Annotated in this window: 21 protein-coding genes; 12 read left to right on the top strand and 9 right to left on the bottom strand. The window is 63.1% G+C overall.

The annotated features are described in order from the left end of the window. The first annotated feature begins 63 nt into the window (after positions 1-63). The 4 genes from C8N35_RS01950 to C8N35_RS01935 all read left to right on the top strand — a co-directional run bounded on the left by C8N35_RS01950 (position 64) and on the right by C8N35_RS01935 (position 6,850). Positions 64-2,538 carry a M12 family metallopeptidase gene (locus C8N35_RS01950; protein ID WP_170121991.1) on the top strand — a complete coding sequence of 825 codons (2,475 nt, stop codon included), beginning with the start codon at positions 64-66 and terminating at the stop codon, positions 2,536-2,538. Positions 2,539-2,733: 195 nt separating this feature from the next. Further along, entirely contained in the window at positions 2,734-3,144 is a 411-nt protein-coding gene (locus C8N35_RS01945; protein ID WP_107987938.1) for an MbcA/ParS/Xre antitoxin family protein, read from the top strand. Further along, positions 3,114-3,833, top strand: a complete 720-nt coding sequence (locus tag C8N35_RS01940; protein WP_170121990.1) for an RES family NAD+ phosphorylase — start codon at positions 3,114-3,116, stop codon at positions 3,831-3,833. Before C8N35_RS01945 ends, C8N35_RS01940 begins: the two co-directional genes overlap by 31 nt. Before the next feature lie 455 nt (positions 3,834-4,288). After that, on the top strand, positions 4,289-6,850 hold the full coding sequence (locus C8N35_RS01935) for a tetratricopeptide repeat protein (RefSeq protein ID WP_146177329.1): 2,562 nt from the start codon (positions 4,289-4,291) through the stop codon (positions 6,848-6,850). A gap of 200 nt (positions 6,851-7,050) precedes the next feature. Here the strand turns inward: C8N35_RS01935 and ybaK are convergent, their stop codons facing one another. Further along, positions 7,051-7,530, bottom strand: coding sequence for a Cys-tRNA(Pro) deacylase (ybaK, locus tag C8N35_RS01930; protein ID WP_107987935.1), 480 nt, complete (start codon positions 7,528-7,530; stop codon positions 7,051-7,053). After that, positions 7,527-7,925 carry a DUF4186 domain-containing protein gene (locus tag C8N35_RS01925; protein WP_210203363.1) on the bottom strand — a complete coding sequence of 133 codons (399 nt, stop codon included), beginning with the start codon at positions 7,923-7,925 and terminating at the stop codon, positions 7,527-7,529. The genes ybaK and C8N35_RS01925 overlap by 4 nt, the downstream gene beginning before the upstream one ends. Before the next feature lie 464 nt (positions 7,926-8,389). Between C8N35_RS01925 and thiM the strand changes: the two genes are divergently transcribed. Both thiM and thiE read left to right on the top strand, forming a co-directional pair. After that, the gene (gene thiM, locus C8N35_RS01920) at positions 8,390-9,193 is read left to right on the top strand and encodes a hydroxyethylthiazole kinase (RefSeq protein WP_428977096.1); all 804 of its coding nucleotides are present in this window, start codon (positions 8,390-8,392) and stop codon (positions 9,191-9,193) included. Positions 9,194-9,276: 83 nt separating this feature from the next. Further along, entirely contained in the window at positions 9,277-9,930 is a 654-nt protein-coding gene (gene thiE / locus C8N35_RS01915; protein WP_107987933.1) for a thiamine phosphate synthase, read from the top strand. Positions 9,931-9,941: 11 nt separating this feature from the next. Here thiE and C8N35_RS01910 read toward each other — a convergent pair whose 3' ends face one another. From C8N35_RS01910 to C8N35_RS01885, 6 genes are all read right to left on the bottom strand, one after another. After that, complete coding sequence (locus tag C8N35_RS01910) at positions 9,942-10,343, bottom strand: c-type cytochrome (RefSeq protein ID WP_107987932.1); 402 nt, start codon at positions 10,341-10,343, stop codon at positions 9,942-9,944. Positions 10,344-10,531: 188 nt separating this feature from the next. Then, the gene (locus C8N35_RS01905; protein WP_107987931.1) at positions 10,532-11,440 is read right to left on the bottom strand and encodes a flagellar biosynthesis protein FlhF; all 909 of its coding nucleotides are present in this window, start codon (positions 11,438-11,440) and stop codon (positions 10,532-10,534) included. Between the two features lie 403 nt (positions 11,441-11,843). Next, positions 11,844-12,659 (bottom strand): L,D-transpeptidase, encoded by an 816-nt coding sequence (locus tag C8N35_RS01900; protein WP_107987930.1) that lies wholly within the window; start codon positions 12,657-12,659, stop codon positions 11,844-11,846. Between the two features lie 224 nt (positions 12,660-12,883). After that, the gene (locus tag C8N35_RS01895) at positions 12,884-13,708 is read right to left on the bottom strand and encodes a DUF1206 domain-containing protein (protein ID WP_107987929.1); all 825 of its coding nucleotides are present in this window, start codon (positions 13,706-13,708) and stop codon (positions 12,884-12,886) included. After that, positions 13,708-14,460, bottom strand: a complete 753-nt coding sequence (locus tag C8N35_RS01890; protein WP_107987928.1) for a phosphatase PAP2 family protein — start codon at positions 14,458-14,460, stop codon at positions 13,708-13,710. The genes C8N35_RS01895 and C8N35_RS01890 overlap by 1 nt, the downstream gene beginning before the upstream one ends. A 75-nt stretch (positions 14,461-14,535) precedes the next feature. After that, positions 14,536-15,273, bottom strand: a complete 738-nt coding sequence (locus tag C8N35_RS01885) for a DUF2927 domain-containing protein (RefSeq protein WP_107987927.1) — start codon at positions 15,271-15,273, stop codon at positions 14,536-14,538. Positions 15,274-15,563: 290 nt separating this feature from the next. On the opposite strand from C8N35_RS01885, the gene C8N35_RS01880 reads away from it, so the two are divergent. From C8N35_RS01880 to C8N35_RS01855, 6 genes are all read left to right on the top strand, one after another. After that, on the top strand, positions 15,564-16,286 hold the full coding sequence (locus C8N35_RS01880; RefSeq protein ID WP_107987926.1) for a protein phosphatase CheZ: 723 nt from the start codon (positions 15,564-15,566) through the stop codon (positions 16,284-16,286). A 524-nt stretch (positions 16,287-16,810) separates the two neighbouring features. Continuing rightward, entirely contained in the window at positions 16,811-17,470 is a 660-nt protein-coding gene (locus tag C8N35_RS01875; protein ID WP_107987925.1) for a DNA-3-methyladenine glycosylase I, read from the top strand. A gap of 178 nt (positions 17,471-17,648) precedes the next feature. Beyond that, entirely contained in the window at positions 17,649-18,659 is a 1,011-nt protein-coding gene (locus tag C8N35_RS01870) for a TRAP transporter substrate-binding protein (RefSeq protein WP_107987924.1), read from the top strand. 274 nt (positions 18,660-18,933) lie between these two features. Then, complete coding sequence (locus C8N35_RS01865) at positions 18,934-19,443, top strand: TRAP transporter small permease (protein ID WP_107989012.1); 510 nt, start codon at positions 18,934-18,936, stop codon at positions 19,441-19,443. Beyond that, positions 19,440-20,714, top strand: a complete 1,275-nt coding sequence (locus tag C8N35_RS01860; protein ID WP_107987923.1) for a TRAP transporter large permease — start codon at positions 19,440-19,442, stop codon at positions 20,712-20,714. Before C8N35_RS01865 ends, C8N35_RS01860 begins: the two co-directional genes overlap by 4 nt. Before the next feature lie 56 nt (positions 20,715-20,770). Beyond that, positions 20,771-21,643 (top strand): isocitrate lyase/PEP mutase family protein, encoded by an 873-nt coding sequence (locus C8N35_RS01855; protein ID WP_107987922.1) that lies wholly within the window; start codon positions 20,771-20,773, stop codon positions 21,641-21,643. 401 nt (positions 21,644-22,044) lie between these two features. Here C8N35_RS01855 and C8N35_RS01850 read toward each other — a convergent pair whose 3' ends face one another. Continuing rightward, positions 22,045-22,536, bottom strand: a complete 492-nt coding sequence (locus C8N35_RS01850) for a hypothetical protein (RefSeq protein ID WP_210203362.1) — start codon at positions 22,534-22,536, stop codon at positions 22,045-22,047. Positions 22,537-22,892: the final 356 nt, after the last annotated feature.

Below are 22,892 nucleotides of genomic sequence, written 5' to 3'. Positions count from 1 at the left end.
ATGATTACGTAACGTAATGCACCGATGCTACCCTTCCCCCATTGCCATGAATGGGGTGTCGTCATGTTGATTGATCGCCTTTTGATTGCCTTGTCGCTTCTGCTGCTGGCCGTTCCCCTCGGCCACGCGCAGAATTCCGCCGCCGGTGGCCTCGCCAATCCCGCGAGCGGCGATCTGGCGCCCGTGTTCAGGACCTCGGATGACGGCATTGCCTATGTCAGCCAGCAGGGCGACAAGGTGTTCTGGTTCGCCGAGCATCCCGGCCGCGGCTATTCCCACGTCTTTCGCGGCACCCGCAACGGCGCCGATATTTCCGGCCGCTTCATTTCCGTGCCGAAATACGCCTCCACCAGGACCGGCCGCGCCCGCTTTCATGTCGATCCCGGCGGCGTCCTGCGCCGTGTCGGGACGTCGTCCGCCATCCCGTTCAACCGGATGGAGCCGGTGGCGATGGCCGATGTGCGTAACCAGCTTCCCATGCAAGGCTCGCCCGCCTTCCACGCGCAATCGGTCGCCGATCACGATGGCGGCTTCGAGGACCGGCTGGGCCGGCGCTACTATGTCCGCACCGTCGGCGACAACGTCGTCTTCTTCGTCGAAAGCCGGTTTGCGCGCGGCGAACGCCCGACGGCGGCCTTCGTCTTCTGGGGGCGATGGACGGGGAACGGCCGCGTCTTCGCCACCGGCCCGCTGATCGCCGTGCCGAAGGGCACGCGCCGCGTGTCCGGCATCTTCAATCTCGGCTTTCTCGATGACGGCCGGATGAGCGGCAAGTCGGATTTCCGCTTTCTGCGGTCGGTCCTTGCCCACCCGATGCGCCGCAAGCAGCGGATGAGCCTGATGGGCGACCGCACGCCGCAGGACTACGAGACTTTGATTGAAAACGGCTACGCCACCGTGGAGGGCGACATCCTTGTCGGCAGGGTTCCCGACGTGCCTGAAGGCGTGGCGTTTGCGCTCGCGGTCGCAGACAAGGGCAAGTTCTGGCCCGATTGCGTCGTTCCCTTCAACATCAACATGCCAAGCCTCGTGACCGTGCCGGGGGAGGCGAACCCGACGCAGGCGAGCGCGAACCGGACGGCCGTGGTCGCCAACATCAATGCCGCGGTCACCGCCTTCAATGCCGCCGGCCCGTTCACCTGGCGGCAGAGGACGCCGGCGGATCGCGACTGGGTCGATTTCGTTGCCGTGCCCGGGCTCTGCGCCGATGAGAACGGCAACGAGATCCGGTGCGGCCGCTCGGCTCTGGGGCGCAGCGGCGGCAGGCAGCAAATCGTCTACACGCTGCCGACGGGCAGCCTCGCCGCACTGGATAGCGGTGTCTTCATCCACGAGATGGGCCATGCCGTCGGCCTGTCGCATGAGCAGAGCCGCGCCGACCGGGACGACTTCGTCCGCATCAATCGTGCCGCGATCCTGCCCGGACTGGAGGGCAATTTCGCAAAGCGGGGCGGGAATTCGCTCGAAATCGGCCCCTACGACTATGGCTCGATCATGCACTACGCGCGCACCAGTTTCGCGCGGCCGGGCATGGAGACGGTCATTCCGCTCGATGACAGCGCGGCCATCGGCCAGCGGGCGGGCCTCTCCACCGGCGACCTCGCCGCCCTGCAGCATTTCTGTCCCAACGTCATAGAGCGGCCGGGCGTCGGGCGCCGGGGCGATGGCGCCGGTCTGGCACTCTCCGATCTCGACAATGACGGACGGATGGATGCCCTGCTGATGGCCTATGACGATGAGCAAGGTCAGAACAAATTCCGCGTCCGCCAGTGCGCGTTCAGCCGTGATGGCACGGATCTCGACTGCACCGGCGATTTCACCGTCGACGGCCTGGGCCATCGCGGCGAGGGGGCGGGCATCGCGCTCGGCGATCTCGGCCAGAACCGCGCGGTGGACGACCTGATCCTGGTCGCCTACGACACCGACAACACGATCAAGTACCGCGTGTGCTGGGATTTCGCGATCCGCGGCATCAACCAGTGCTCCGACAGCCGCGCCGCCACGATTTCCACCGGCAGGCGGGCCGACGGGCTGGGCGTCGCCGTCGCCGATATCGACGGCAATCCCGGCGATGAGGTGGTGATCGCCGTCTATGACGATGCCGAAGGCCAGAACACGATCAAGTACATCGTCGGCACGTCGGGCGACGGGCTCGGCACCGTGCGCTGGGACGGGCCGTTCCGCGAGCCCGGCACCGGCCATCGGGGCGACGGGCTGGGCGTCGCCGTCTTCCGCCAGGGCGGCGGCGGCCGGCCGGAGATCATGTTCTCCATGCTGGATGACGCCAGCGGCACCGATCTCTTCAAGTCGCTGACGCTGATCGACGTCAACACCCGCGGCGTCTCCTCCGGCGAGAGCCTGATCCAGAAGTTCCACGGCCATTCCAACAGCTCCGACGGCGCCGGCCTCGGCGTGGCGGATGTGGACGGCGACGGCTCGCTCGATGTCGTCATCATGTCCTATGACGATCCGGGCAACGACGACAGTCGCGACAACAAGTTCAAGCTCCGCCTGATCCGCTCCGGCGCCGATTTCTGAAGGCGCGGTTCAAGGCGGGCCGAAGGGCGGCCGACACGTTCGCAACGTGCGCCCGTCTCGCCTCTTGAAGGGGGTGGGGCGCGAACGCCTGTGCGCACAAACGCTCCCATCGTTGGGGCGGCCCGCCGCCGGTCACCATCCCAGGCTTGCCATTTGGCGTAAAAATCATATATTCATGCCAAATGGAGTAAGCCGATGCAGCTTCAGCCCGTCGACATCACCGGCCACACGGAAAATCCGCGCATTTCGGACGAGGAGGCGCGCGCTCTGGCGCGTACGGTGGTCAATCTCTTCCGCGCGTGGGGCTTGAGCGACGGCGAGGCGCGCACGCTTCTGGGTGACATGGCGGCGCGCACCTGGGCCAGGTGGAAGGAAGGCGATATCGGCCGCATCGACCGGGATCTGCGCATGCGCATGGCCCATTTGATGGGCATCCACAAGGGCTTGCGCTATCTTTTCCGCGAGCCGGCGCGCGGCTATGCCTGGATCCGCAAGCCGAACGCCGCCTTCGGCGGGCACTCAGCGCTCGATGTGATGCTGCGCGGCGAGATTTCGGATCTCGCGCTGATGCGCGAATGGCTGGATGCGGAGCGCGGCGCGTGGTGAGCGGGGCGCGCTTGCGCCGCGTCGCCTGGCCGAAAACCTACCGCATCATCCGCTCCATCTTTCCGCCCATAGACCTTTTCGAGGACATCGCCGACCCGCGCGACTGGGAGGCGCTGGCCGCGGTGGAGGCCAAGACCAACCCGCGCGTGCGCAACGAGATCGGCGATCTCGGCAAGGTGCCGCCGGCGCGCCGTGTCTCAGGCCCCGGCGCGAGCCTCGTCATGGCGCCCTTCGTGCATTGTTCCAAGCTCCGCCCCAGCCGCTTTTCCGATGGCAGCTACGGCGTCTGGTATGCCGCCGACAGCGAGGAGACGGCGCTTTTCGAGACCATCCACCACCACGGAAAATTCATGGCCGCCACGGCTGAGGAGCCCGGCTGGACCTCCGATTTCCGCGCGCTGGTCGGTTCCATCGACCGCGCCCTGCACGACGTGAACGCCGTCCCCGGCGCGCTCGATCCGGCCGACTATACGGCCGCGCAGTCCGAGGGGGCAGCACTTCGCGAAGCGGGCAGCGACGGCCTGACCTGGCAAAGCGTGCGCCATGCCACCGGCGCCTGCATCGGCCTCTTCTGGCCGGACGTGGTGCCGATCCCGGTGCAAGGCGCGCATTTTTCCTATCACTGGAACGGCGCGCGGGTGGACTACATCAAGCGGCACGATACGGGGGAGGTGATGGCGGTGGGGTGAGGGGGCAAAATGAGGGCCCCTAATTTTGTGGTGCAAAATTTCGCGCTTCTGTTCCACAAACCCGCATGTGACGCATCGGTGCATCACAAAGCGCCTTGTGATACAAAAACACATGAATTTCTGACACAACGTTTTTGTGCGATAAAAAACGACTACAAAAGACCTTGTGGTGCAGGATCTGCGAGATTTGTTACACAAATAAAGTCGGCTTTGCGCTTCTCAACATGGATACACGCCGTGTCTCGAAAATATTTAAAATAATCGTTCGTCGCGTTTGGAAAGAAGGCCCGCAATGGCGGAAAGCCAGAATCCTACAGATTGAAATCAAACAGCAGAAACGCCAAGGAAGCAAGCTTTTCAACCTCGACGAATCTGCTAAAGCTCTTGTACTTTGAAATATCGTCACAAAGCCTTAAGCTACACGACCATCCCAATTGAAATTCAATAGGCAAAGAATGTACCCAATATTTTTCTCGGTTTCTAGCAAAGATATTGAGTTCGCCGAGGCGACTTGGCAGAAATTTCCAGATGATTGGGTGTACCTATATTCAAAGACCGGCCGACACGGCGTCCATATGTGGGATGAGATAGCCCTTACTGAACTGCCAAATGCTAAGGTCATGGTAATATTTTGGTCAAGAAATTTCCCAGAAAGTACTGGTTGTATTCGTGAAATCAAGCAAGCAGTGTCGCTTTATCGGCTGGGATCTCATATTCCATTGATACTCCGCCTTGATGACTATCCACTGTCATGGCGAGATGGCATTTGCGAGGACCAAAAGCCCGTTTTTGAGGCTTTGAAACCGCTCGCAGATTATCGGGCAAGCGACCCGGACGTATCGGTGGAAAAAGCAAAAGCTCTGATATCTCAAGTTGCAGAGCCTTTGCTGGAATCTGAACACCCTCGAATGCCACGCCACGATATGGTGAAAGCCCTACGTAAGGTGCTTGAGAAGGATCGATTTTCATTAGTTCCTACATGCTGGGTCTCCGGTTTCAACGGTGTTGGTAGAGAGGCGCTCGTGCGTAGCATGAACCGTGACCTGCTTCCGAATGGACTGGGGTTCGTTCTCGAAGTGAACGAGGCAATGCTTCCGCGCCAACTTTATCTACGGATCGAAAGCGAAGCATTCGGCGCCGACGTCGCACGGCTGAAGCATCTTAGCGAGGCCTCCGACGATAATGACCTTCAGCTCATTGCGGATGCGGTTGACCGAATTTCCGCAAATGGCAATTTCCTGATCTTGAGGCACACACGGCTTGTGCAGGAGTCTGTCGAGTTGCCAGAGTGGATCGATGATGTCGCTGCCAAATTACGGCCCGAAACCCGCTCAAAGTTGTTCATAATATCCCAATTGCCTCTTATGGGCCAACGCCTCGTCAAGTGCCGAGACTTTGTAGTTCCGTTCCGAGTATCAACTGTTGATGAAAACCAGATGGTCGAATTTTGTTATCAACTAATCGGCCATTTTGACAATAATCCACATCGTTGGCGGGAGGACGACGTACTGCGGATTGTACGTGCTGCGGGTGGAACGGTCGGGTTTTTGGTTTCTCTCGTTCGCTCGGCTTCGCGGATCGAGAGCTTTGATGACATTGAGGTTATGCTGGCGCAAGAAGACGAGCGTATGGCTGAGTCGATAACCGTCTATCTGGACTGGGCGTTCAGCCAATTGAAAGGGAATGCGGAAGAGCAGAAGACACTGATCTTCCTGAATGATGTATCACCTTGCCACATAGCCGATCTGGAAGCCATTGTACAGCCGGCGGAGTCCATGCTTCGGGTTTTGAGCCGCTTGATCGGCTTAGGTCTCGTCGAACGTGAAACTGATGATTTGTATCGTTTGACACCACTTCTTGCTCGTCGGTTAAGTACAACGCTCATCCGACCTGAACTCATAAAATGGGTCGAGGAAGCCCAGCGAAGCTTTGCCAGTACGCCGTTTGAAGCGATCTCATCGAATGAACGCGGCGAGCACGAGTACATTCGGCTGGAATCAAAGATTCAGGCAGGGCTCCTGTCTGGAAGCGTAGACCTTCCTGATATTGCGTATGGTTTTGTTTCCGCAGCACACTGGTTTCAGGCGGGCATCCGTCTATATCACGCGCGTAAATTCAAACCTGCATTTTCGCTTCTGAAAAAGGCGCATGAGAAGCGCGACCACTTCCGTGATGCATCGCGCATGGAAATTGACCGTTACTTCTGTCTAGCTGCTACTCGGATGAGAAAGTACCTGTTGGCGGAGAGTTGCATCCAGCGTCTGAGCTCTGACTATCGGAACAAGCCAATTGCAGCGTTCCTAAGGGCTGATCTGCTTGAATACAAGAGACAGTTTCCTGAAGCGATCCAGAAATACGAGGAAGCCCTCAGGCTAAATTCAGGGAAGGATCGTCGCCGAGAATTCATCTATCGTCCATTAATCCGATGCATTTTGAAAAGCAATAATCCCGATTTTGAGCGGGCGGCGCGAATTGCAAAAGATTATGTTGATCTCAAACGAACAGTATTCAGTTTGTTCTCTCTCGCTCGGGTTTATTTAGAGTGGAAGTATCTAGGGCCAAAGGCAAAACGAGAGGTCCCGACAAACATCGATGACTTATATCGCGATGCGCTTTGCAACCTCGAAGATCATACCGGCGCGGGGGCCGCACCATTTGAGCTCTATGCGGAGGAAGCGAAGTTTAGCGGTGATTTCGATTCCGCTCTGGATCATATGAATCAAGCGGTTAGAATGGCACCGGATCGGTTTCAATTACGCGACGCACGTTGGCGCCTGATGGTCGAAACCGGAAGAAACGATCTTTCTGCAATGGTCGTAGAAGAGCTGAACAACGCGCGAAATAACCAAGCGTACGATGCTATCTGGCCTTCCTATATTGGCTCCCTTGCCGAAACTTACGCGCGCGCTCTGCGTCAGAGTGGAAAGTCAGTGGCGCTCCTCAATGGTTTTGCGCCCGAAATGCAAGGGACAGGCGAACTGGGGAGTATAATTGCGCGCTCGCGAATGATTCGTTAGCTATTATAGTCACAAAAATTAAGTTAGAACGCATATGTCTTCTAAGGAACGATGACTGTAAAATATAAAATGGTTCTGTTTAATGAAGAGCACAGTTAGTGTTGAGTGTTTTTGTGCTATTTTGCTACCAGTGGGTTTCTGGTCTGAAAACGTTAGTTCGATAGATCCTATGGCGACTTAAAACCTCTTAAAAGCCCCCCTCACTCCTCCGCGCACACCCCCGCCACCGTCGCCCCTATCACCTCCACCGCATCCTTCGGCGACAGCATCACCATCAGCCCGCGTTTGCCGCCGTTGATGACGACTTCCTCGTGCGCCAGTGCCGCCTGTTCGATCACCGTCGGGCACCGTTTGCGCTGGCCGAAGGGGCTGATGCCGCCCTTGTGGTATCCGGTCAGCCGTTCCGCCTTGGCCGTGTCCATCATCGCGGCCGACTTGCCGCCCAGCGCCGCCGCAACCCGCTTCATCGACAGGCTGGCATCCGACGGGATGACCGCGCAGGCAGGCTTGCCGTCCACCTCGATCATCAGCGTCTTCAGAACGCGCTCGGGCGGAAGGCCGACGGCTTCGGCCGCGTGCAGGCCGATCTGGTGCTGACCGGCCACAAAATCGTATTCGTGCGTGCGGAAGGCGACCTTCGCCTTTTTCAGCATCTGGGTCGCGGGGGTGCCGGTGCTCAACGGTTCGTCTTCCTGTTCGTGGTGTCGTTCATGTCCCGGTTCATATCCCTGACGATCCACGCCATCACGACCTTGGCCGCGTAGGTCTGCTCTGCCGGCGTCAGCGCCCGGCCTTTCTCGATGCCGTGCCACTTGAGAAGGCAGCCCCGGCAGCAGGTGGCCGTGGCGTGCTGGGCGACGAACACCGGGTGTCCGCGCATCGGCGTCTGCCTGCCGTCGTTGGCGGGCTCGGCCGGGGCAAGGCGCGCCTCGACGAAATCGGCCGCGTGGCGCGCGATTGTCTCGCGGCCTCGGGCCTTCGCATAGGCACGGTCCTTCGCGTTCAATGTGAAGCGGGAGCGGAAGGCGGAGCGGGAAAGCCGGTCGAAGAGCGGGGAAAGATCGGAGGTCATCATGGGACTGGGGTCATGGTCGGTGGCTGGTCCGGTCACCGGAAATCGTCTTCTGTCTGTCTGTTTAGGCCAGCCGCCGGCTTCAGGCCAGAGCGAATGCCCCTTGCTCTCGCCCGCCGTTTGCCTAAACTCCCGCAAGACTCAACGGGGTGCCGTCCTGGTCCCGCATGCGTTTTCGTCCCGGTTGTGCGCCCGTGTTCCGGGTCCGCGTTGCGCGGGATGGGGATGCGTGGGGCGTCGGGCGCGTACAACCTGTCCGCTCACGGGCCGTATTTCCGGTCTGTACGGCGGAAAAAGGTGCTCAAGGACGGCTGAGAGGCATTCGCCAACCCGTAGAACCTGATCCGGATCATGCCGGCGGAGGGATTGAGGCCGTGGCCACGCGAAAACGCGGCGTGGGTCCGGCCGCGTGCTCCTCCACCCGCAAAGACAAGTCTTTGGAGTAACACGAGATGACAGACGCCGCTCTGCCCACGCTCGATGAGGCCGGTGTCCTGCGCGAAGCGGTGCGCAGCCAGGGCCCGCTCGTCCAGAACATCACCAACTACGTCGCCATGACGCTGTCGGCCAACGTGCTGCTGGCGGCCGGCGCCTCGCCCGCCATGGTACACGCGGAGGAGGAGGTGACCGATTTCGTGGCCATCGCCTCCGCCCTCGTCGTCAATATAGGCACGCTGTCGCCCTCCTGGGTCTCGGCCATGGTCATGGCGGCCGAGGCGGCGGGCAAGGCCGGCAAGCCCTGGGTGCTCGATCCGGTGGGCTGCGGCGCCACCCCCTATCGCACCGAGACGGCGCGCCGGCTGGCCGCCCTGAAACCCACCATCATCCGTGGCAACGCCTCCGAGATCATCGCGCTCGCCGGCGCATCGGGGGCCGCACCCAAGGGCGTGGACAGCGCGACATCGGCTGATGCCGCGGTCGGGCCCGCCCGGTTGCTGTCGCGGGAAACGGGAGCGGTCGTCGCCATCACCGGCGAGGTCGATTTTGTGGTCGATGCCACCCGCATTGCCGCCATCGAGGGGGGCGATGAACTGATGCCGGTTTCCACCGGCGTCGGCTGTGCGCTGAGCGGGCTGACCGCCGCCTATGCCGCGATCTCGCCAGATCCCTTCGCCGCCGCCGTTGCGGCTCTCGCGGTCTATGCCGCCGCCGGCAGCATCGCCGCGCGCGGGGCCGGCGGGCCGGGCGATATCCCGGCACGGCTGTGCAACGCGCTCTATCGGCTGGATGCCGAGGGCCTGCGCTCCAACGCCACGATCCGCCTCGCCTGAGTTTTTTCAAAGCGGGTTTCGCGGGGCCGGGCCGTCGCCCGGCTTCCTCCCGTCTCCGCGTTCCGGCCGAAAGGGTAACCGCCATGCCGCGTCCCGCCTTCGATCTTTCGCTCTATCTCGTCACCGACACCACCCAGTGCGGGGCGCGCGGGGTGGTGGAAACGGCGGCGGCGGCGGCGCGCGGCGGGGCGACGCTCGTTCAGCTTCGCGATCCCCATGCCAAGACGCGCGAACTGGTGGACCTCGCCCGCGCGCTGAAGGCGGCGCTCGACCCCTTTTGCGTGCCGCTCGTCATCAACGACCGCATCGACGTGGCGCTCGCATCGAACGCACCAGGCGTTCATATCGGGCAGAAGGACATGGCGCCCGGCGATGCCCGCGCCCTGCTGGGGCCGGACGTGTTCCTCGGCCTCTCCGTCGGCTCGCTGGAGGAACTGGCCGCCTCCGATCTCGGCCCCGTCGACTATGTCGGCATCGGCCCCTATCGCGGCACCGCCACCAAGCAGGATGCGGGCAACGCCATCGGCCTGTCCGGCTTCAAGACGGTGCGCGAGAAGATCGCCCTGCCGGCGGTCGCCATCGGCGGCATCAAGGCGGAACACGTGGGCGAGCTGATCGCGGCGGGCGCGGACGGGGTCGCGGTCGTTTCCGCCATCTGCATGGCGAACGATCCGCAGGCCGCGACGGAGGAACTCGCCGGGCGGCTCGATGAGGTCCGCGCCCGCGCGCGCGGCTGATCCCCGGTTCCTCAGTCGATGCCGTTGGCGCGTTGCAGCGCGCGCACATAGGCGATGATCGGCCGCACCTCTTCCTGTGTTATCTGCGTCTGGGCCGGCATGTCGCCATACGGCCAGTGGTGCGCCCGCACCCCGCGCATCGCCGCCATGTAGAACGACATGTCGCCATGGTGGGAGGGCTTGTAGATCGGGTTCAGGAACGGCGGCCCCTGGTCGGTGCCGGTGGCGTTCTCGCCATGGCAGGCGGCGCAGTTGTCGTTGAACAGCGTCTCGCCGGCACTCTGGTAGGCGGTGAGCCGGGGGATCACGGGATCGGTGATCGCATCCTGCGGTGCGCCCCTGTCGCCAAGGGCGCTCCACACCGCGACGCCGCCCAGCACGAGGCCCGCCCCGGCGATGATGATTGCACGCATGAATGGTCTTCCAGAATCGGACGGTCTTCAGGTCGTTTTTGCCTGAAGTCGTTTTCTCTTCCCGCTTCCAGTCACTGGAAGGTCAAGTGCCGTTATCCACGACATCGTGGAAGACGCGCCGGGAGAGGCCTGGAAGAAAGGGAGAAAGCAAGGCGCCCGCCGGGTGTGAACAGGGGCGGTGCCGGGCGTCAGATGGGGTCCGCGTCGATATCGGTCTGACGCAACTGAACGGGCCAGCACACGAATTTCTCCGCACCGATGGCGACGGGATAGGCGTTCAGGGGCGTGGCATCGGTCCGCCGGGGGCGGTCGCACAACATGAAGAGCGGAGCCGTGTGGGTATCGTATGCGGCATCGGCGGCATGCGCGGGCAGCGCCAGAATATGGCGCACGTCGTCGGCGCGGGTGTGCCCGGCCAGAATGGCGAACGCGCTCGCCAGCACCAGATTGGCGATCACCAGCATCATCACGCTCGACCGGCCGAATGCGGAAACACGCCGCCGCGCCGCTTCTCGCATGCCGGCCGGAGGTGCCTTTGAAGCCGGGCCGGCGGCATCGGCTTCAAGGGGGGCATCGGCCGCCTGGGCGGGGCTGTCTTGCGGCACGTCCTGCCTGACGGCGTCCTCGCCGGTCTTTGCGGCGCGTTTCTGCGCGCTTCGGCTTGCCGGGCGATCGCGCTCGGCCGCCTCAGCGCGCGCCGGCTGTGCCCGCTCTTCGCGCGGCGTCCGTCCACGTGTCGCCTTGCGGTCGCTGAATTCCGGCCTGTAGCCCACATCGGGCAGGAGGATGCGCCGGTCGTCATCCGCACCGGCCCCCGCATAATATTGCCGCAGTAGGTTTCGCAGCCGCGACGCGTTCACCCGCACGATCGGATTGGACCGGGGATTGAATTCGTCAGGTTGTCCGAACACGTCCTGCGCGATCCGGGCTTCCTTCAACCCGTCCTCATCGCCCGCCAGCCGGCGTTCCACCAGATATCCAAGCAGACGGCTGACTTTCGGTGAACGGGAAAAGGTTTCCGATGAAAGGATTCTGTCCAGGGTGGAGCGTATCGTGTCTTCGTCGAGTTCAGGTCCGGTTTCTCGACGTTCTGTCATCGCTTAATCGCTCCAGCCAACGGGGCCATCCTGGCACCGTGGTAGCGGCCGCTTCGCAACCGTCGGAATTCCGGCGGTTGCGGAACGCGATTGCATTGCGCAATACGAATACATCCACTTGGCCGTACAAATTGAGGTAATAGGATTGGAATGCCTTGTCAATCTTTCCAAGGCCTTCCCCGTCAGACCGAAAGTCGGATGCCGCAAATCCATGGCGCGACAATCGGTTCGGGCGTAAAGCCGACGATTGTGGACAGGCTGACGGGACGCGATGAAACCGTCAAGCGCCGCCGTGCTGCGGGGTGCATCAAAAGGCGGCATTTCCGGCGACAGAGACAAAAAAGAAGGCGCGGGTCCGCCGCACCTTCCTCTCGTCGAGCATATGCCTAGAGTGTGGATTGGTTCAGTTGACAACCACCTTGGTTCCCACGTCGACTCGGGCATAGAGGTCCTTCACATCCTCGTTACGCATGCGGATGCAGCCCGAGGAGACCGCGTGCCCGATGGTCCAGGGTTCGTTGGACCCGTGAATCCGGTAGAGCGTTGAACCGAGATAGAGGGCGCGGGCGCCCAGCGGGTTGCGCGGTCCGCCCGGCATGAAAGTCGGCAGACCCGGCTGGCGCTGGCGCATTTCCGCGGGCGGACGCCATTCCGGCCATTCCGCCTTGCGGGTCACCTTGTGTTCGCCCGCCCACGCGAAGCCCGGCCGGCCGACGCCCACGCCGTAGCGCCGCGCGGTGCCGTTCGCCTCGACAAGATAGAGATAGCGCGACGGCGTATCGATGATGATGGTTCCCGGTGCCTCCGGTCCGTCATAGTCGACGACGGTCGGCAGGAAGGCGGGATCGAACTCCCGTCGCGCGCGGCTTGCCTTCTGGCGCTGCCGCGCGGGCGGTGCATAGGCCCGGCGTGTCGAGGGTGGGTGCGCGCTCGAACGGCGCGGTGCCGCCGGCTGGTCCCAGCGTCGATAGGGATCTGCCTCGGGCTGCGCCCTGGAGGAGGAGAACAGTCCGCGATCACGCCAGATCGGCTGTCGGCTCGATGTCTGCGCGACCGCGCGAGACCGCTGGAAGCTGTTGTACCCCCAGCCGTCGGGTAGATCGGGGCTGGTCGCGATCGGCGGCGGCGGCACCCGGGAGCCCGCGCTTGCGGGAACGATAGCCGCGGCGATCAGGCCCGCCGTGGCCGCGATGTGAACGAGAAAACGGTTTGTCGACATTCCTCACTGCCCTTCGTCAGATGACAACAGCTCGCGTCCCGCGCCGTTACCGGCGACGTGTCTGCCCGCGCGGTGTTCCGGCGGATCAGTCTGGACGGCAGTCCCGATGTCCTTTGCGGATCATTTTCATCGAACTTGCCGAAAATGCCTCGGGAAATGGTGAATCCGCAGCAATGCGGAGTGCAAAATGAAAAAACTGGTTAGCGTCCGGTTCGCGAAACCGGTTAACGAAAGCTCTGTGGGGCCTCGACCTGAAATGCATCGCGCACGTTGATCCGCCGGAAGGCGGCTTCGGTGAACGAATAGAGCGCGAAGGCGAGCAGGCCCGCTCCCATGCCCCCTAGCAGCCAACCGCCCGCAGGCAGTTCGCGAATGAACTCAAGCGCCTCCTTCAGGCCGGGACTGCCCCCGTCCTTGCCTGCGTTGAGGCCGCGGTAGAACAGCAGCGCGGCGATGATGAAGAAGGTCACGCAGCGCGCGAGCAGCCCGGTGATTGCCACCGGATGAACGATGCTCATCACCTTTCCGCCAGCCATGAAGTGATCGTCATAACGCATGGAGATCGCCTTCCAGGCATGCGCGATGCCGACGCCGATGAAGACCGCCGCGACAAGGCTTGCCGCCCACTGGCTGCCGATGACGCCGGCAAGCCATTGCGCGGCACTTCCCTTGCGCTCTTCCTGTTCGACGACACCGTCGAGGACCGACCACGTGTAGACCGTCAGTGTGGCGTAGCCCGCGCCGCTGGCGAGCAGGCCGAGGCGGATGGCAATGCCTGCGGGCGTTAGTCCGTGGCCGTCGGGATCGAAAACCGCCTGGATCGCCCGCCAGCCCGCATAGCAGATGAAGCCCGCGATCAGCGCCATGGCCGCGAGCGCACCGAAGGGAGCGGACAGGATCGCCTCGAGCGCGCCGTTGGTGTCCTTGCTCTGTCCGTATCCCGTCGCCGCCAACAGCGCGAAACTGCCGATCACCGCATAGACGAGCCCGCGTGCGGCGTATCCCAGCCGGGCCAGATGACGCAGCATCAAGGGATCGGGCGTGCGCATCAGCCCGGCTCGTCCGGGCGGGGGGAGCCGGCATGCGGCCACCGCCCCTCGCGCCGCCGCCGCACCAGGCGCAGGCCCGTCAGCACGATGAACGACAGCGCCGCCCACGCCGTGCCCAGCGCCCAGCCGGCCGCCACGTCGCTTGGCCAGTGAACGCCCAGATAGATCCGGCTGAGCCCGATGATGACGGCGAGCGAAAGCGCGCAGGCCATGAGATAGACCCTGAGGCGCCGGCGCGTGACGACCCGCGCGATGAGCGCGGCAAGTGTCAGATAGGTGAGGGTGGAAATGGTTGCGTGGCCGGAGGGAAAGCTCGCTGTGTGGATGACGTCGAGATGCTTGACGATGTCGGGTCTGGGGCGCTCGTAGAGCATCTTCAGCCCGGTCGAAAGCGCCGCCCCGCTGGCGATCGACAGCACCACGAAGGCGGAGGTTCCCGGCATCCGGGCCGCCAGCAGCCCGCCGGACACCATCACGGTCAGCAGGATGATGACCGGAAATCCGCCGAGCGCGGTGATTTCCACAGCCGTCTCTTCCAGCCAGGGCGGGCCGAGAAGCTGCTGCGGGTTGCCGGGTTCCCTTAAAGACAGGAACAGCACGTGATCGATGTGGTCGAGCTCGCCCTCGCTCATCTCGTCGGCGATGTTCAGGAACACCCAGCCGGAGAAAGCCAGAACCGCGACCAGCACGACCGCCAGAAGAGATTGCCGGTCCTGCCGGATGGTCTTGGCGAAATCGCTGAGGCGCTGCATGGGCGGTGGTCATGTCCCGTGTCGTGGTCGTGCCGGTTCGTCAACAAACGTGCCGCGCGCGAGAAAGTTCACCGGCTACCGTATCCGGCGTCGCGCGTCGTGGATCACCATCGGCAGAAGCGGTTCCACCTTTCGCGCGTTCATGCCAGGCTTGATGCGCGGATCGTAGAGCATGTTCATGATCATCCGGTCGAACGGCGTGAAGGTGTCGTGATCGGACTTGTCGTTGAAGACCGAATGAACGAGCCGGTCGTCGTCGTTCATCGGTCCGAGACCTTGCAGCGTCTCTTCCACCAGACAGCGCCTGAACAGGTGTTCGCCCTCGTCCGACACGATGACGGCGGTGGAATTCGTGATGCCGTCGCTACCCGATTCAACCCGCACGAGGCAGCGTCCCGGTGCGTCGGCCCTTGCGCTGCGATAGACATGTTCGCGCACCGTCTGCGCGTATTGAGCACGGTCGACGATGTAGACCTGAAAGTTCGAGCTCTTCGCGTCGGCGGCGAAACGGACATTCAGGCCACGCACGTTTTCCGGCAAGCTGGCGATGAAGCGGCGCGCATCGCGCGTGCGGTCGCGCCGGCCGAGATTGATCACGAAAAAGCGCACCGGTTCTTCGTATTTCTTGACCTGATACGGTTTCCACGACCAGGAGCGGTACTCGAGGCCGAACACGGTCCACAGAAAACCGTTCGTCAGTTCGCGATCGGTGAAACGGCTCGTGGAGGAGGCAGCGGCGGCCGGGGTCGCGAGTGCGGGGGCGGCCAGCGCGAGCCAGAGCGCCGCCGGCAGCGCGGCGTGCAAGACGCGCATTGCCGGGGGGCGTCCGCCGGCGCGCCTGCGCCCGTTTTCCCGTTGCTTTGCGGAGCGCTTCGAAGTCCCGCACAGATGAGCCCAGATGGTTCGAATAGGCACTGACGCATCCCTTGTATGAATTACCGACCCGCTGTTCGCCGAGGCGCCAGCCTCACCCCGCAAGGGGCGGCAAGGCTGTGGATTTTATCTCTTTTTCGTTTCGCTTTGGACAAGTTGAGGAACAATTCCTTAATCGCCAACCGGTAAGTTGCCGACAATTGTGACGTTAAACCAGCCCGGATCGATTTATGAGTAGAGTGAGAAAGCCGTTCCGCGTCGAGACCACCTTCAAGAGCAACGACGTGAGCAGTGGTGTGCGCGACGACTTCATGGCGAAAGAGCGTCACAAGGAGTTGCTCGACCAACTGGCTTCGCTACGCGTGCTGATCCAGCCGACGCAGCAGGTCAGCGAAACCGTTGTGGAAGAGTACAAGCGTGAACACGCCGCCGCGCTGAAGCTCAAGCACGAGCTTGACGAAATGTACGAAGCCATCAACCGCACCAAGCACGAGATCGCGACGCTGCATCATTCCGGCTTCGAGGGTGAGGAGATGAAGCGCGTCACCAACGAGCTCGACGCGGTGGTGCTCGGTACGGAAGGGGCGACGGAACAGATCCTGTCGGCGGCCGAGTTCATCGACGAGACGGCTTCCACGCTGGCGCGTCATCTGACCGGCGACGACGAAACCCACGCCCAGGAGATTCAGGAGCGGGTTCTCGCGATCTTCGAGGCCTGCAACTTCCAGGATCTGACCGGCCAGCGCATCACCAAGGTGGTGCGCACGCTCTCCTTCATCGAAGAGCGCATTATCCGGATGATGGAGATCTGGGGCGGAGTGGACACCTTCAAGAATATCGAGGTTGAGGAGCGCGAAGTCCGTGAGGGCGATGCCACGCTCCTCAACGGCCCGGCGCTCGACATCGACAACGACGTCGCCTCCCAGGACGATATCGACGCGCTTTTCTCGTAACGGGCGCGTCGCGCCGGCGGCGGTGTGGCATGGGTGCGTCGTGGGGGCGGGATGACTGCCCCTTGACGCCGGCGGCATCAGCGATCATCCGGAGCCTGGATACGTCCTCTGTTTCTTCGTCGTTACCGGCTCCGACCGGCAATCCGTCCCGTGTTTCATCCGCGCGGCACGAGGGCGTGAGCATGGCGCCGTCCACGCGGCAACTTATCCCCGCCCGTGCCCGTGTGCGCTCGGCCGTATCCTGACTTGTCCCCGTCTGCGGGTGCCCGGCGCCGCCTCTTTTCGCATTTTCGAGAAATACGAGGCGGATTCGATGAAATTCGAACGATCTTCGATGAATCGATTAACACGTCTCAAAACGTGCGGTCCGCGCTCGCGCGAGCCGCGGCAGACCTGCCGGAAGTCGGTCGGTTTCCGCGCATATCCGCCATTTTTGGGCTCCTTTCCTCTCTTCCTCTGGCCAGTGCGCTGCGAAACTGCTAGGAACAAAACAGAAACATTTTCATGCGTACGGGGATAACGCGATGACCGAGCCGCGCGGGGATAACGGAACGCTTGCCGAAGGGCTGATGGAAGGCACGGACGGGCGCCGCCGTTGCTGGTGGCACGACGGTCTGCCCGACTATCAGGCCTATCACGATGCTGAATGGGGGCGACCCGTCGCCGATGATCGCCGGCTTTTCGAAAAGATCTGCCTGGAGGGGTTTCAGGCCGGCCTGTCGTGGCTGACGATCCTGCGCAAGCGCGAAAATTTCCGCAAGGGTTTCAATAACTTCGAGTTCGCAGAGGTAGCCCGTTTCACCGACGATGACGTGGAGCGGCTGGTCAGGGACGCCGGTATCATCCGCCATCGCGGCAAGATCGTCTCCACCATCAACAATGCCGCCCGCGCCCTTGAAATGGTGGAGGAATTCGGTTCGCTCGCCGCCTATTTCTGGTCGTTCGAGCCCGACGCCGCGATGCGCCCCGAGCGTGTGACCAAGGCCGCGCTCGTCGCCAATCCGACCACGCCGGTTTCCGTAAGGCTTTCAAAGGACTTGAAGAAACGCGGTTGGAGCTTCGTCGGCCCGACCACCGTCTATGCCTTCATGCAGGCCATGGGGCTGGTCAACGACCATCTGGAGGGCTGCTGTTGCCGCGAAGAGGTGGAGGCCGCGCGCGCCGCCTTCACGCGGCCGGCGTGATACGGCGGGGATATCCTGCGTGACGGCGAAAACGGCGGTTTCGCAGCGCTTCGGGGATAAATGATTGTCAAATCACTTAACCTGAGGTTTTACTGGGGACACGCGCGCACCGCCTTGGGAGGGCGGCTGTCGCGACAGGGCCGGAAAACGGCTCGGGTATCCTTGGGAGGAGAAATCGATGACCTTTGCACGCCTGGCGCTTGCCGGCGCCACCGCGCTTGCGCTCTCGCTGCCGCTCGTCGCCACGAGCGCATTTGCGCAGAAAACCACGCTGCGCGTTACCCTGCAGCTTCCGCTCAAGGCCCATCTCGGCCAGAACCTGCTGGTGTTCAAGGACGAGGTGGAGAAGATCTCCGGCGGGGATATCGCCGTCGAGATCTACGATTCTGCCCAGCTCTACAAGGACAACGAGGTTCCCCAGGCCGTCGGCTCGGGCGCCATCGAAATGGGCGTGGCCTCGCTCACCCGCTATGTCGGCGACGTGCCGGCCGTGGATATCTTCTACACGCCCTTCACCTTCAATTCCGAGGAGTTGGTGCATAAAGCCACCGCCCCGGGAAGCCCCGTGCGCCAACCGCTCGACGACGCGATTCTCAAGACCGGCTCGCGCGTCCTGTGGTGGCAGGCCTATGGCGGCTGCGTGCTGCTGTCGAAGGGCGCGCCGATCGCGACCCCGGCCGACCTGAAGGACAAGAAGGTCCGCGTCTTCGGCAAGACGCTGGGGCGCTGGATCAAGGCTGCCGGTGGTGCGCCGACGCTGATTTCCGGTTCGGAACAATATCTTGCCTACCAGCGCGGCACGGTCGATATCGGCATGACCGGCATCTCCGGCGTCAAGTCGCGCCGGCTCTGGGAGGTGATGGACACCATCACCGCGACCAACAATGCCGATATCGAATTCATCGTGGTGATCAACGAGAAGTTCTGGCAGGGACTGCCCGAACAGCACCGCGAATGGATCCGCCAGGCGGCGCTCTTTGCCGAAAAGGACGTGCGCGATGCCATGTCCGAAATCGAGCGGGCAGCCTTCGCCGAGGCGACCAGGAACGGCATGACCGTCTACAATCCGACGCCGGAAGACCTGGAGGCCTGGAAGGCCGCCGCGCAGCCGGTGTTCGATGACTATCTCGCCGGCTCCGGCGATCTCGGCAAGCAGGTCTACGACGCCGCGCTGGCGCTGCACCAGTAAACCGGCCGACGGCCTCCGGCCGGGGACTGGATCGCTTCCCGGTGCGGGTGCCCATCCTTCGAGACGCCGTCTGCAACGGCTCCTCAGTATGACGTTATCGTGCTGTTCTCTCAAAGAAAATATCACTTGCACGACGTCATTCCGAGGAGGCCCGCAAGGTCCGTCTCGAAGGCTGGGCCCCGCTCCCAAGCCCGCTCCCGCTCCTCATGAAAAGCCCGCCGTCTGCCGCGTTCCCGCTCCACTCTTGGCGACTGTCAGGATCCCCATGCTTTCCATGATCGACCGACTTTCGGCAGGCCTAGGCCGGGTGGCGGCACTGGCCTATTTCGCGACCGGCCTGATGCTCGCCTACGAAGTCTTCATGCGCTACGTCTTCATCGCGCCCACCATCTGGGCGGCGGAGCTGTCGCAGCTCTGCCTGGTGTGGGGAACCTGGCTCGCTGCGGCGTGGCTGCTGCACCGGCGCCAGCACATCCGCATCACCCTTCTGACCGACCACCTGCCGCCGCCCTTGCGCCGGCTTCAGGAAGTCGTCGTCCTGCTGCTCATCGCAGCCTTCGCCGCCGCCGTCGTGTGGTATGGCGCGCCGCTTGCCTATGACAGCTGGTCGCGCGGGCGCACCACCGGCTCGATGCTCGACATCCCGATCGTCTGGTCGGAATTGGCGGTGCCGTTCGGCTGCGCGCTGCTGGGCCTTCAGGCGCTGGCCGAAGCGCTGCGCACCGCGCTTCACGGGCCTTCCGTTCCTGGCCACGCGGGGCCTGAGGCGGAGGGCATCCAGTGACCACGGTTCTCATCCTCGTCTGCCTCTTCACGCTGCTATTGGCCGGCGTTCCCGTCGCCTTCGCGCTTGGCGGGCTCGGCCTGCTGCTGCTGATCGCCGGCGGTTTCTCGCCGCTGATGGTGCCACAGGGGCTGCTTTCGTCGGTCGACAGTTTCGTGCTGATCGCCGTGCCGCTGTTCATCCTGATGTCGAACGTGCTGCTGAAGGGCGGGGTCGGGCGCGATCTCTTTGCCGCCGTGCAGGCCTGGGTCGGCCATTGGCCGGGCGGGCTCGCGGTCGCGACAATCGTCTCGTGCGGGATCTTCGCCGCCATCTCCGGTTCCTCGGTCGCAACAGCCGCCACCATCGGCACGGTCGCAATCCCGGAAATGACCGCGCGCGGCTATCCGCGCAAGTTCGTGTTGGGCCTGCTGGCGGCCGGCGGCACGCTCGGCATCCTCATACCGCCCTCGATCCCGATGATCGTCTACGGTGTGATAACGGAAGAGTCAGTCATCAACCTGTTCCTGGCCGGTGTCGGTCCGGGCCTTCTGTTGATGGGCCTCTTCATCGCCTTCGCCATGCTCTATGCGCGCTTTTCCGCCGATTACCGGCCGAGCCCGAAGGCCGACTGGCCGACGCGCGGCTGGACAGCGCTGCGCGCGCTGCCCACGGCATTTCTCGCCTTCTACATCATCTCCGGCATCTACGACGGTTCCTTCACCCCGACCGAGGCGTCCGCCATCGGGCTTATCGGCGCGCTCATCGTCACCGCGATCGTGCTGCGCACGCTGACCTGGAAGAAACTGTGGGAAGCGATCGTGGAGGCGATGACCACATCGGTTGCCATCCTGCTGATCGTCGCCGGCGCCAAGGTCTTCGGCAAGGCGATCACGCTCTACCGGATCCCGCAGGAGATCTCAATGACGATTGCTTCCTCGGTGGATTCGCAAGGTGTCTTCGTGCTGCTTGTCGCCGGCGTGTTGCTGCTGATGGGCCTCGTCATGGAGACGCTTTCCATGATGCTGATCATGGTGCCGGTGCTGGCGGGCTCGCTCGCCGTTCTCGGCATCGACCCGATCTGGTTCGGCGTGTTCTTCGTGATCATGGTGGAATGCGCGCTGATCACCCCGCCCGTGGGCCTGAATCTTTATGTCATCCAGGCGGTCGGCAAGGCGGGCCTCGGCGAAATCTCGCTCGGCGTCCTGCCGTTCCTGGCATTGATGCTGGTGAGCGTGCTGGCCATCTTCCTCTGGCCCGACATCGCCTTGTGGATCCCGTTCAAGATGTAGGCGCCGTGCGTGTCCCGGTGCCATCAACTGCCATCCGTCCGAAAGGTCATTCGTACATGCAAGTTTCTCCCGCCCAGCGCCTGCGTACCCTGCTGGCCGAACCGAAGATCCGTGTCATGCCGTGCTGTTTCGACGGGTTGTCGGCGAGATTGATCGGTGAGGCCGGTTTCGATCTCACCTTCATGTCCGGCTTCGCCGTCGCCGCCGCGCGCATCGGCGCGCCCGACACCGGCCTCATCTCCTATGGCGAGATGGTCGATAGCGCCCGCAACATCGCCGCCGCCACCTCCGTTCCGGTGATCGGCGACGGCGATACCGGCTACGGCAACGCGCTCAACGTCAAGCGCACGGTCAAGGGGTACGCGCAAGCCGGGCTCGCGGCGGTAATGATCGAGGATCAGGTCGCGCCCAAGCGCTGCGGCCATACCAAGGGCAAGCTGGTGGTGGATCGTGCGCAGGCTGTAGAGCGCATCCGCGCCGCTGCCGACGCGCGCGAGGAAGGCGCCGATATCCTGATCATGGCGCGCACCGACGCCCGCCATGGGCACGGTCTCGACGAGGCGCTGGAACGGGCCGCCGCGTTCAAGGCGGCAGGTGCGGACATCCTGTTCGTTGAGGCGCCGAAATCGCGCGAGGAGATGGAGCGGATCTGCCGCGAGGTGCCGGGCTGGCACATGGCCAACATCGTGGAAGGCGGCGAGACACCGGCCCTGCCGCCGGCGGAACTGGAAGCGATCGGCTACCGCATCGTCGCCTATCCGCTGACGCTGCTTTCCGCCGCGACCCGCGCGATGAGCGAGGCGCTGACGGCGATGAAGGCCGGCCGCCATCCGGATGACATGCTGCTGCCGTTTGCCGACTTGCGGCGGCACGTCGGCTTCGATGCCTATTACGAGGAAGAGCAGAGGTATGCCGACCGGCGGGAGTGAGCGGAGCGGGCACCACATTCTCGTCAATGCCGGCTCCGAGGACTGCTGTCCAGTTTGGATTTCAGGTCCGATATTCAGTCTCACCAGCGTCATCCCGGACGCGATGCAACGTGAAACGTTGCCGCGCAGAACCGGGACCTTGAGTGGCAGACACCGAGGATAGGTCCCGGTTCTGCGAAGCGGCGCTTCGCGCCGCATCGCGTCCGGGATGACGCTGGAAGGGTTTTCAAGAACAGCACAAAACAGGGTGATCCCGACCGGTGACCGACACGGACAATGCCGCATCTCGGATCGGAGCCGGCACTGACGAGGTGGTGAGGACCTCGTTCTGGAGTGGAATTGATGGGCCGAAGGCACAGAACCATCCGTACCCCGCCGCAATCATTTTCCGCAAGCCGTCCCTACATCCTCTCCCGCCACCGCACTGTCGCAGCGCACACCAGCCCGAAGATCAGGTGGCCGACGAGCGAGGCCCAGGTGAGTGGAATGAAGCCCAGGAACGGCGGCTGGCCGGCGAAGAAATGCGCCATGATGTAGAGCGCGAAGACCCAAAGCCCGACGCCGAAACCGAGGCCGACGATCCACCACGGCAGGAACGGCGTCGCCACGCGTGCGAGCGGTCGTGCGATGAACATATATCCCAGCGGATAGAACACGACGCCCACGACGAGATGGATCAGCTCCGCCGCAAACCGGCTGGAAAGGCCGAACACGCCCTGAACCAGCGCCGCCGGCTCCAGCGGGCCGCCCACCCAGAACGGCGTGAGGAAGCGTGCCCAGATCTCCCACGCGATATCCGCGGCGATGCCGGCGATGATCGCGGTTATCAGCGTGGAAACGACAAGCGGTGGAAACAGGGCGCGCGCGCCCGCGTGGGCCTGAGCGGCGGTCATGGTGTTCTCCTGCCTTGTCAAAAGCGCCACAAGGTCTTTGCGTCGGATTGCGTGGCCTTTACCCCGGGGGGCGCGAATGCCTGAACGGCGGCAAATCGCCCGATATCGACGTTTCGGACTTGTCCCTGTCGTCCGACATGTTCAATCTGACCGGAAATTCCCTTGGGTCAAATAACAAGGTGATGAAGGCCGCGTGAGAGGTCATTTGTGTGTCGCACCGTGGCGCGACCATTTATGAAGCGGTCGTATCGGAGTTTTGGAATAGGATGGCCGCCGGGTGGAAGCCGCGAACGGTGGCAGGTGCAACGGCGCGTGTCGTTGCGAGCGTCAAGGTGGGCTGGGTCATGACGCGAGGC

Source organism: Breoghania corrubedonensis (genome assembly GCF_003053845.1).
In the GTDB taxonomy this organism is placed as follows: domain Bacteria; phylum Pseudomonadota; class Alphaproteobacteria; order Rhizobiales; family Stappiaceae; genus Breoghania; species Breoghania corrubedonensis.
Note: the sequence above shows the minus strand (reverse complement) of the source record. Positions and strands in the feature narration are given on the sequence as shown.

What these genes read in the sequence shown, in the direction of transcription:
- C8N35_RS01950 (WP_170121991.1), top strand. Translation starts at nt 64, where the DNA reads ATGTTGATTGATCGCCTTTTGATTGCCTTGTCGCTTCTGCTGCTGGCC.
- C8N35_RS01945 (WP_107987938.1), top strand. Translation starts at nt 2,734, where the DNA reads ATGCAGCTTCAGCCCGTCGACATCACCGGCCACACGGAAAATCCGCGC.
- C8N35_RS01940 (WP_170121990.1), top strand. Translation starts at nt 3,114, where the DNA reads ATGGCTGGATGCGGAGCGCGGCGCGTGGTGAGCGGGGCGCGCTTGCGC.
- C8N35_RS01935 (WP_146177329.1), top strand. Translation starts at nt 4,289, where the DNA reads ATGTACCCAATATTTTTCTCGGTTTCTAGCAAAGATATTGAGTTCGCC.
- C8N35_RS01925 (WP_210203363.1), bottom strand. Translation starts at nt 7,925, where the DNA reads ATGATGACCTCCGATCTTTCCCCGCTCTTCGACCGGCTTTCCCGCTCC.
- thiE (WP_107987933.1), top strand. Translation starts at nt 9,277, where the DNA reads ATGCCGCGTCCCGCCTTCGATCTTTCGCTCTATCTCGTCACCGACACC.
- C8N35_RS01910 (WP_107987932.1), bottom strand. Translation starts at nt 10,343, where the DNA reads ATGCGTGCAATCATCATCGCCGGGGCGGGCCTCGTGCTGGGCGGCGTC.
- C8N35_RS01905 (WP_107987931.1), bottom strand. Translation starts at nt 11,440, where the DNA reads ATGACAGAACGTCGAGAAACCGGACCTGAACTCGACGAAGACACGATA.
- C8N35_RS01900 (WP_107987930.1), bottom strand. Translation starts at nt 12,659, where the DNA reads ATGTCGACAAACCGTTTTCTCGTTCACATCGCGGCCACGGCGGGCCTG.
- C8N35_RS01895 (WP_107987929.1), bottom strand. Translation starts at nt 13,708, where the DNA reads ATGCGCACGCCCGATCCCTTGATGCTGCGTCATCTGGCCCGGCTGGGA.
- C8N35_RS01890 (WP_107987928.1), bottom strand. Translation starts at nt 14,460, where the DNA reads ATGCAGCGCCTCAGCGATTTCGCCAAGACCATCCGGCAGGACCGGCAA.
- C8N35_RS01885 (WP_107987927.1), bottom strand. Translation starts at nt 15,273, where the DNA reads ATGCGCGTCTTGCACGCCGCGCTGCCGGCGGCGCTCTGGCTCGCGCTG.
- C8N35_RS01880 (WP_107987926.1), top strand. Translation starts at nt 15,564, where the DNA reads ATGAGTAGAGTGAGAAAGCCGTTCCGCGTCGAGACCACCTTCAAGAGC.
- C8N35_RS01875 (WP_107987925.1), top strand. Translation starts at nt 16,811, where the DNA reads ATGACCGAGCCGCGCGGGGATAACGGAACGCTTGCCGAAGGGCTGATG.
- C8N35_RS01870 (WP_107987924.1), top strand. Translation starts at nt 17,649, where the DNA reads ATGACCTTTGCACGCCTGGCGCTTGCCGGCGCCACCGCGCTTGCGCTC.
- C8N35_RS01865 (WP_107989012.1), top strand. Translation starts at nt 18,934, where the DNA reads ATGATCGACCGACTTTCGGCAGGCCTAGGCCGGGTGGCGGCACTGGCC.
- C8N35_RS01855 (WP_107987922.1), top strand. Translation starts at nt 20,771, where the DNA reads ATGCAAGTTTCTCCCGCCCAGCGCCTGCGTACCCTGCTGGCCGAACCG.
- C8N35_RS01850 (WP_210203362.1), bottom strand. Translation starts at nt 22,536, where the DNA reads ATGACCGCCGCTCAGGCCCACGCGGGCGCGCGCGCCCTGTTTCCACCG.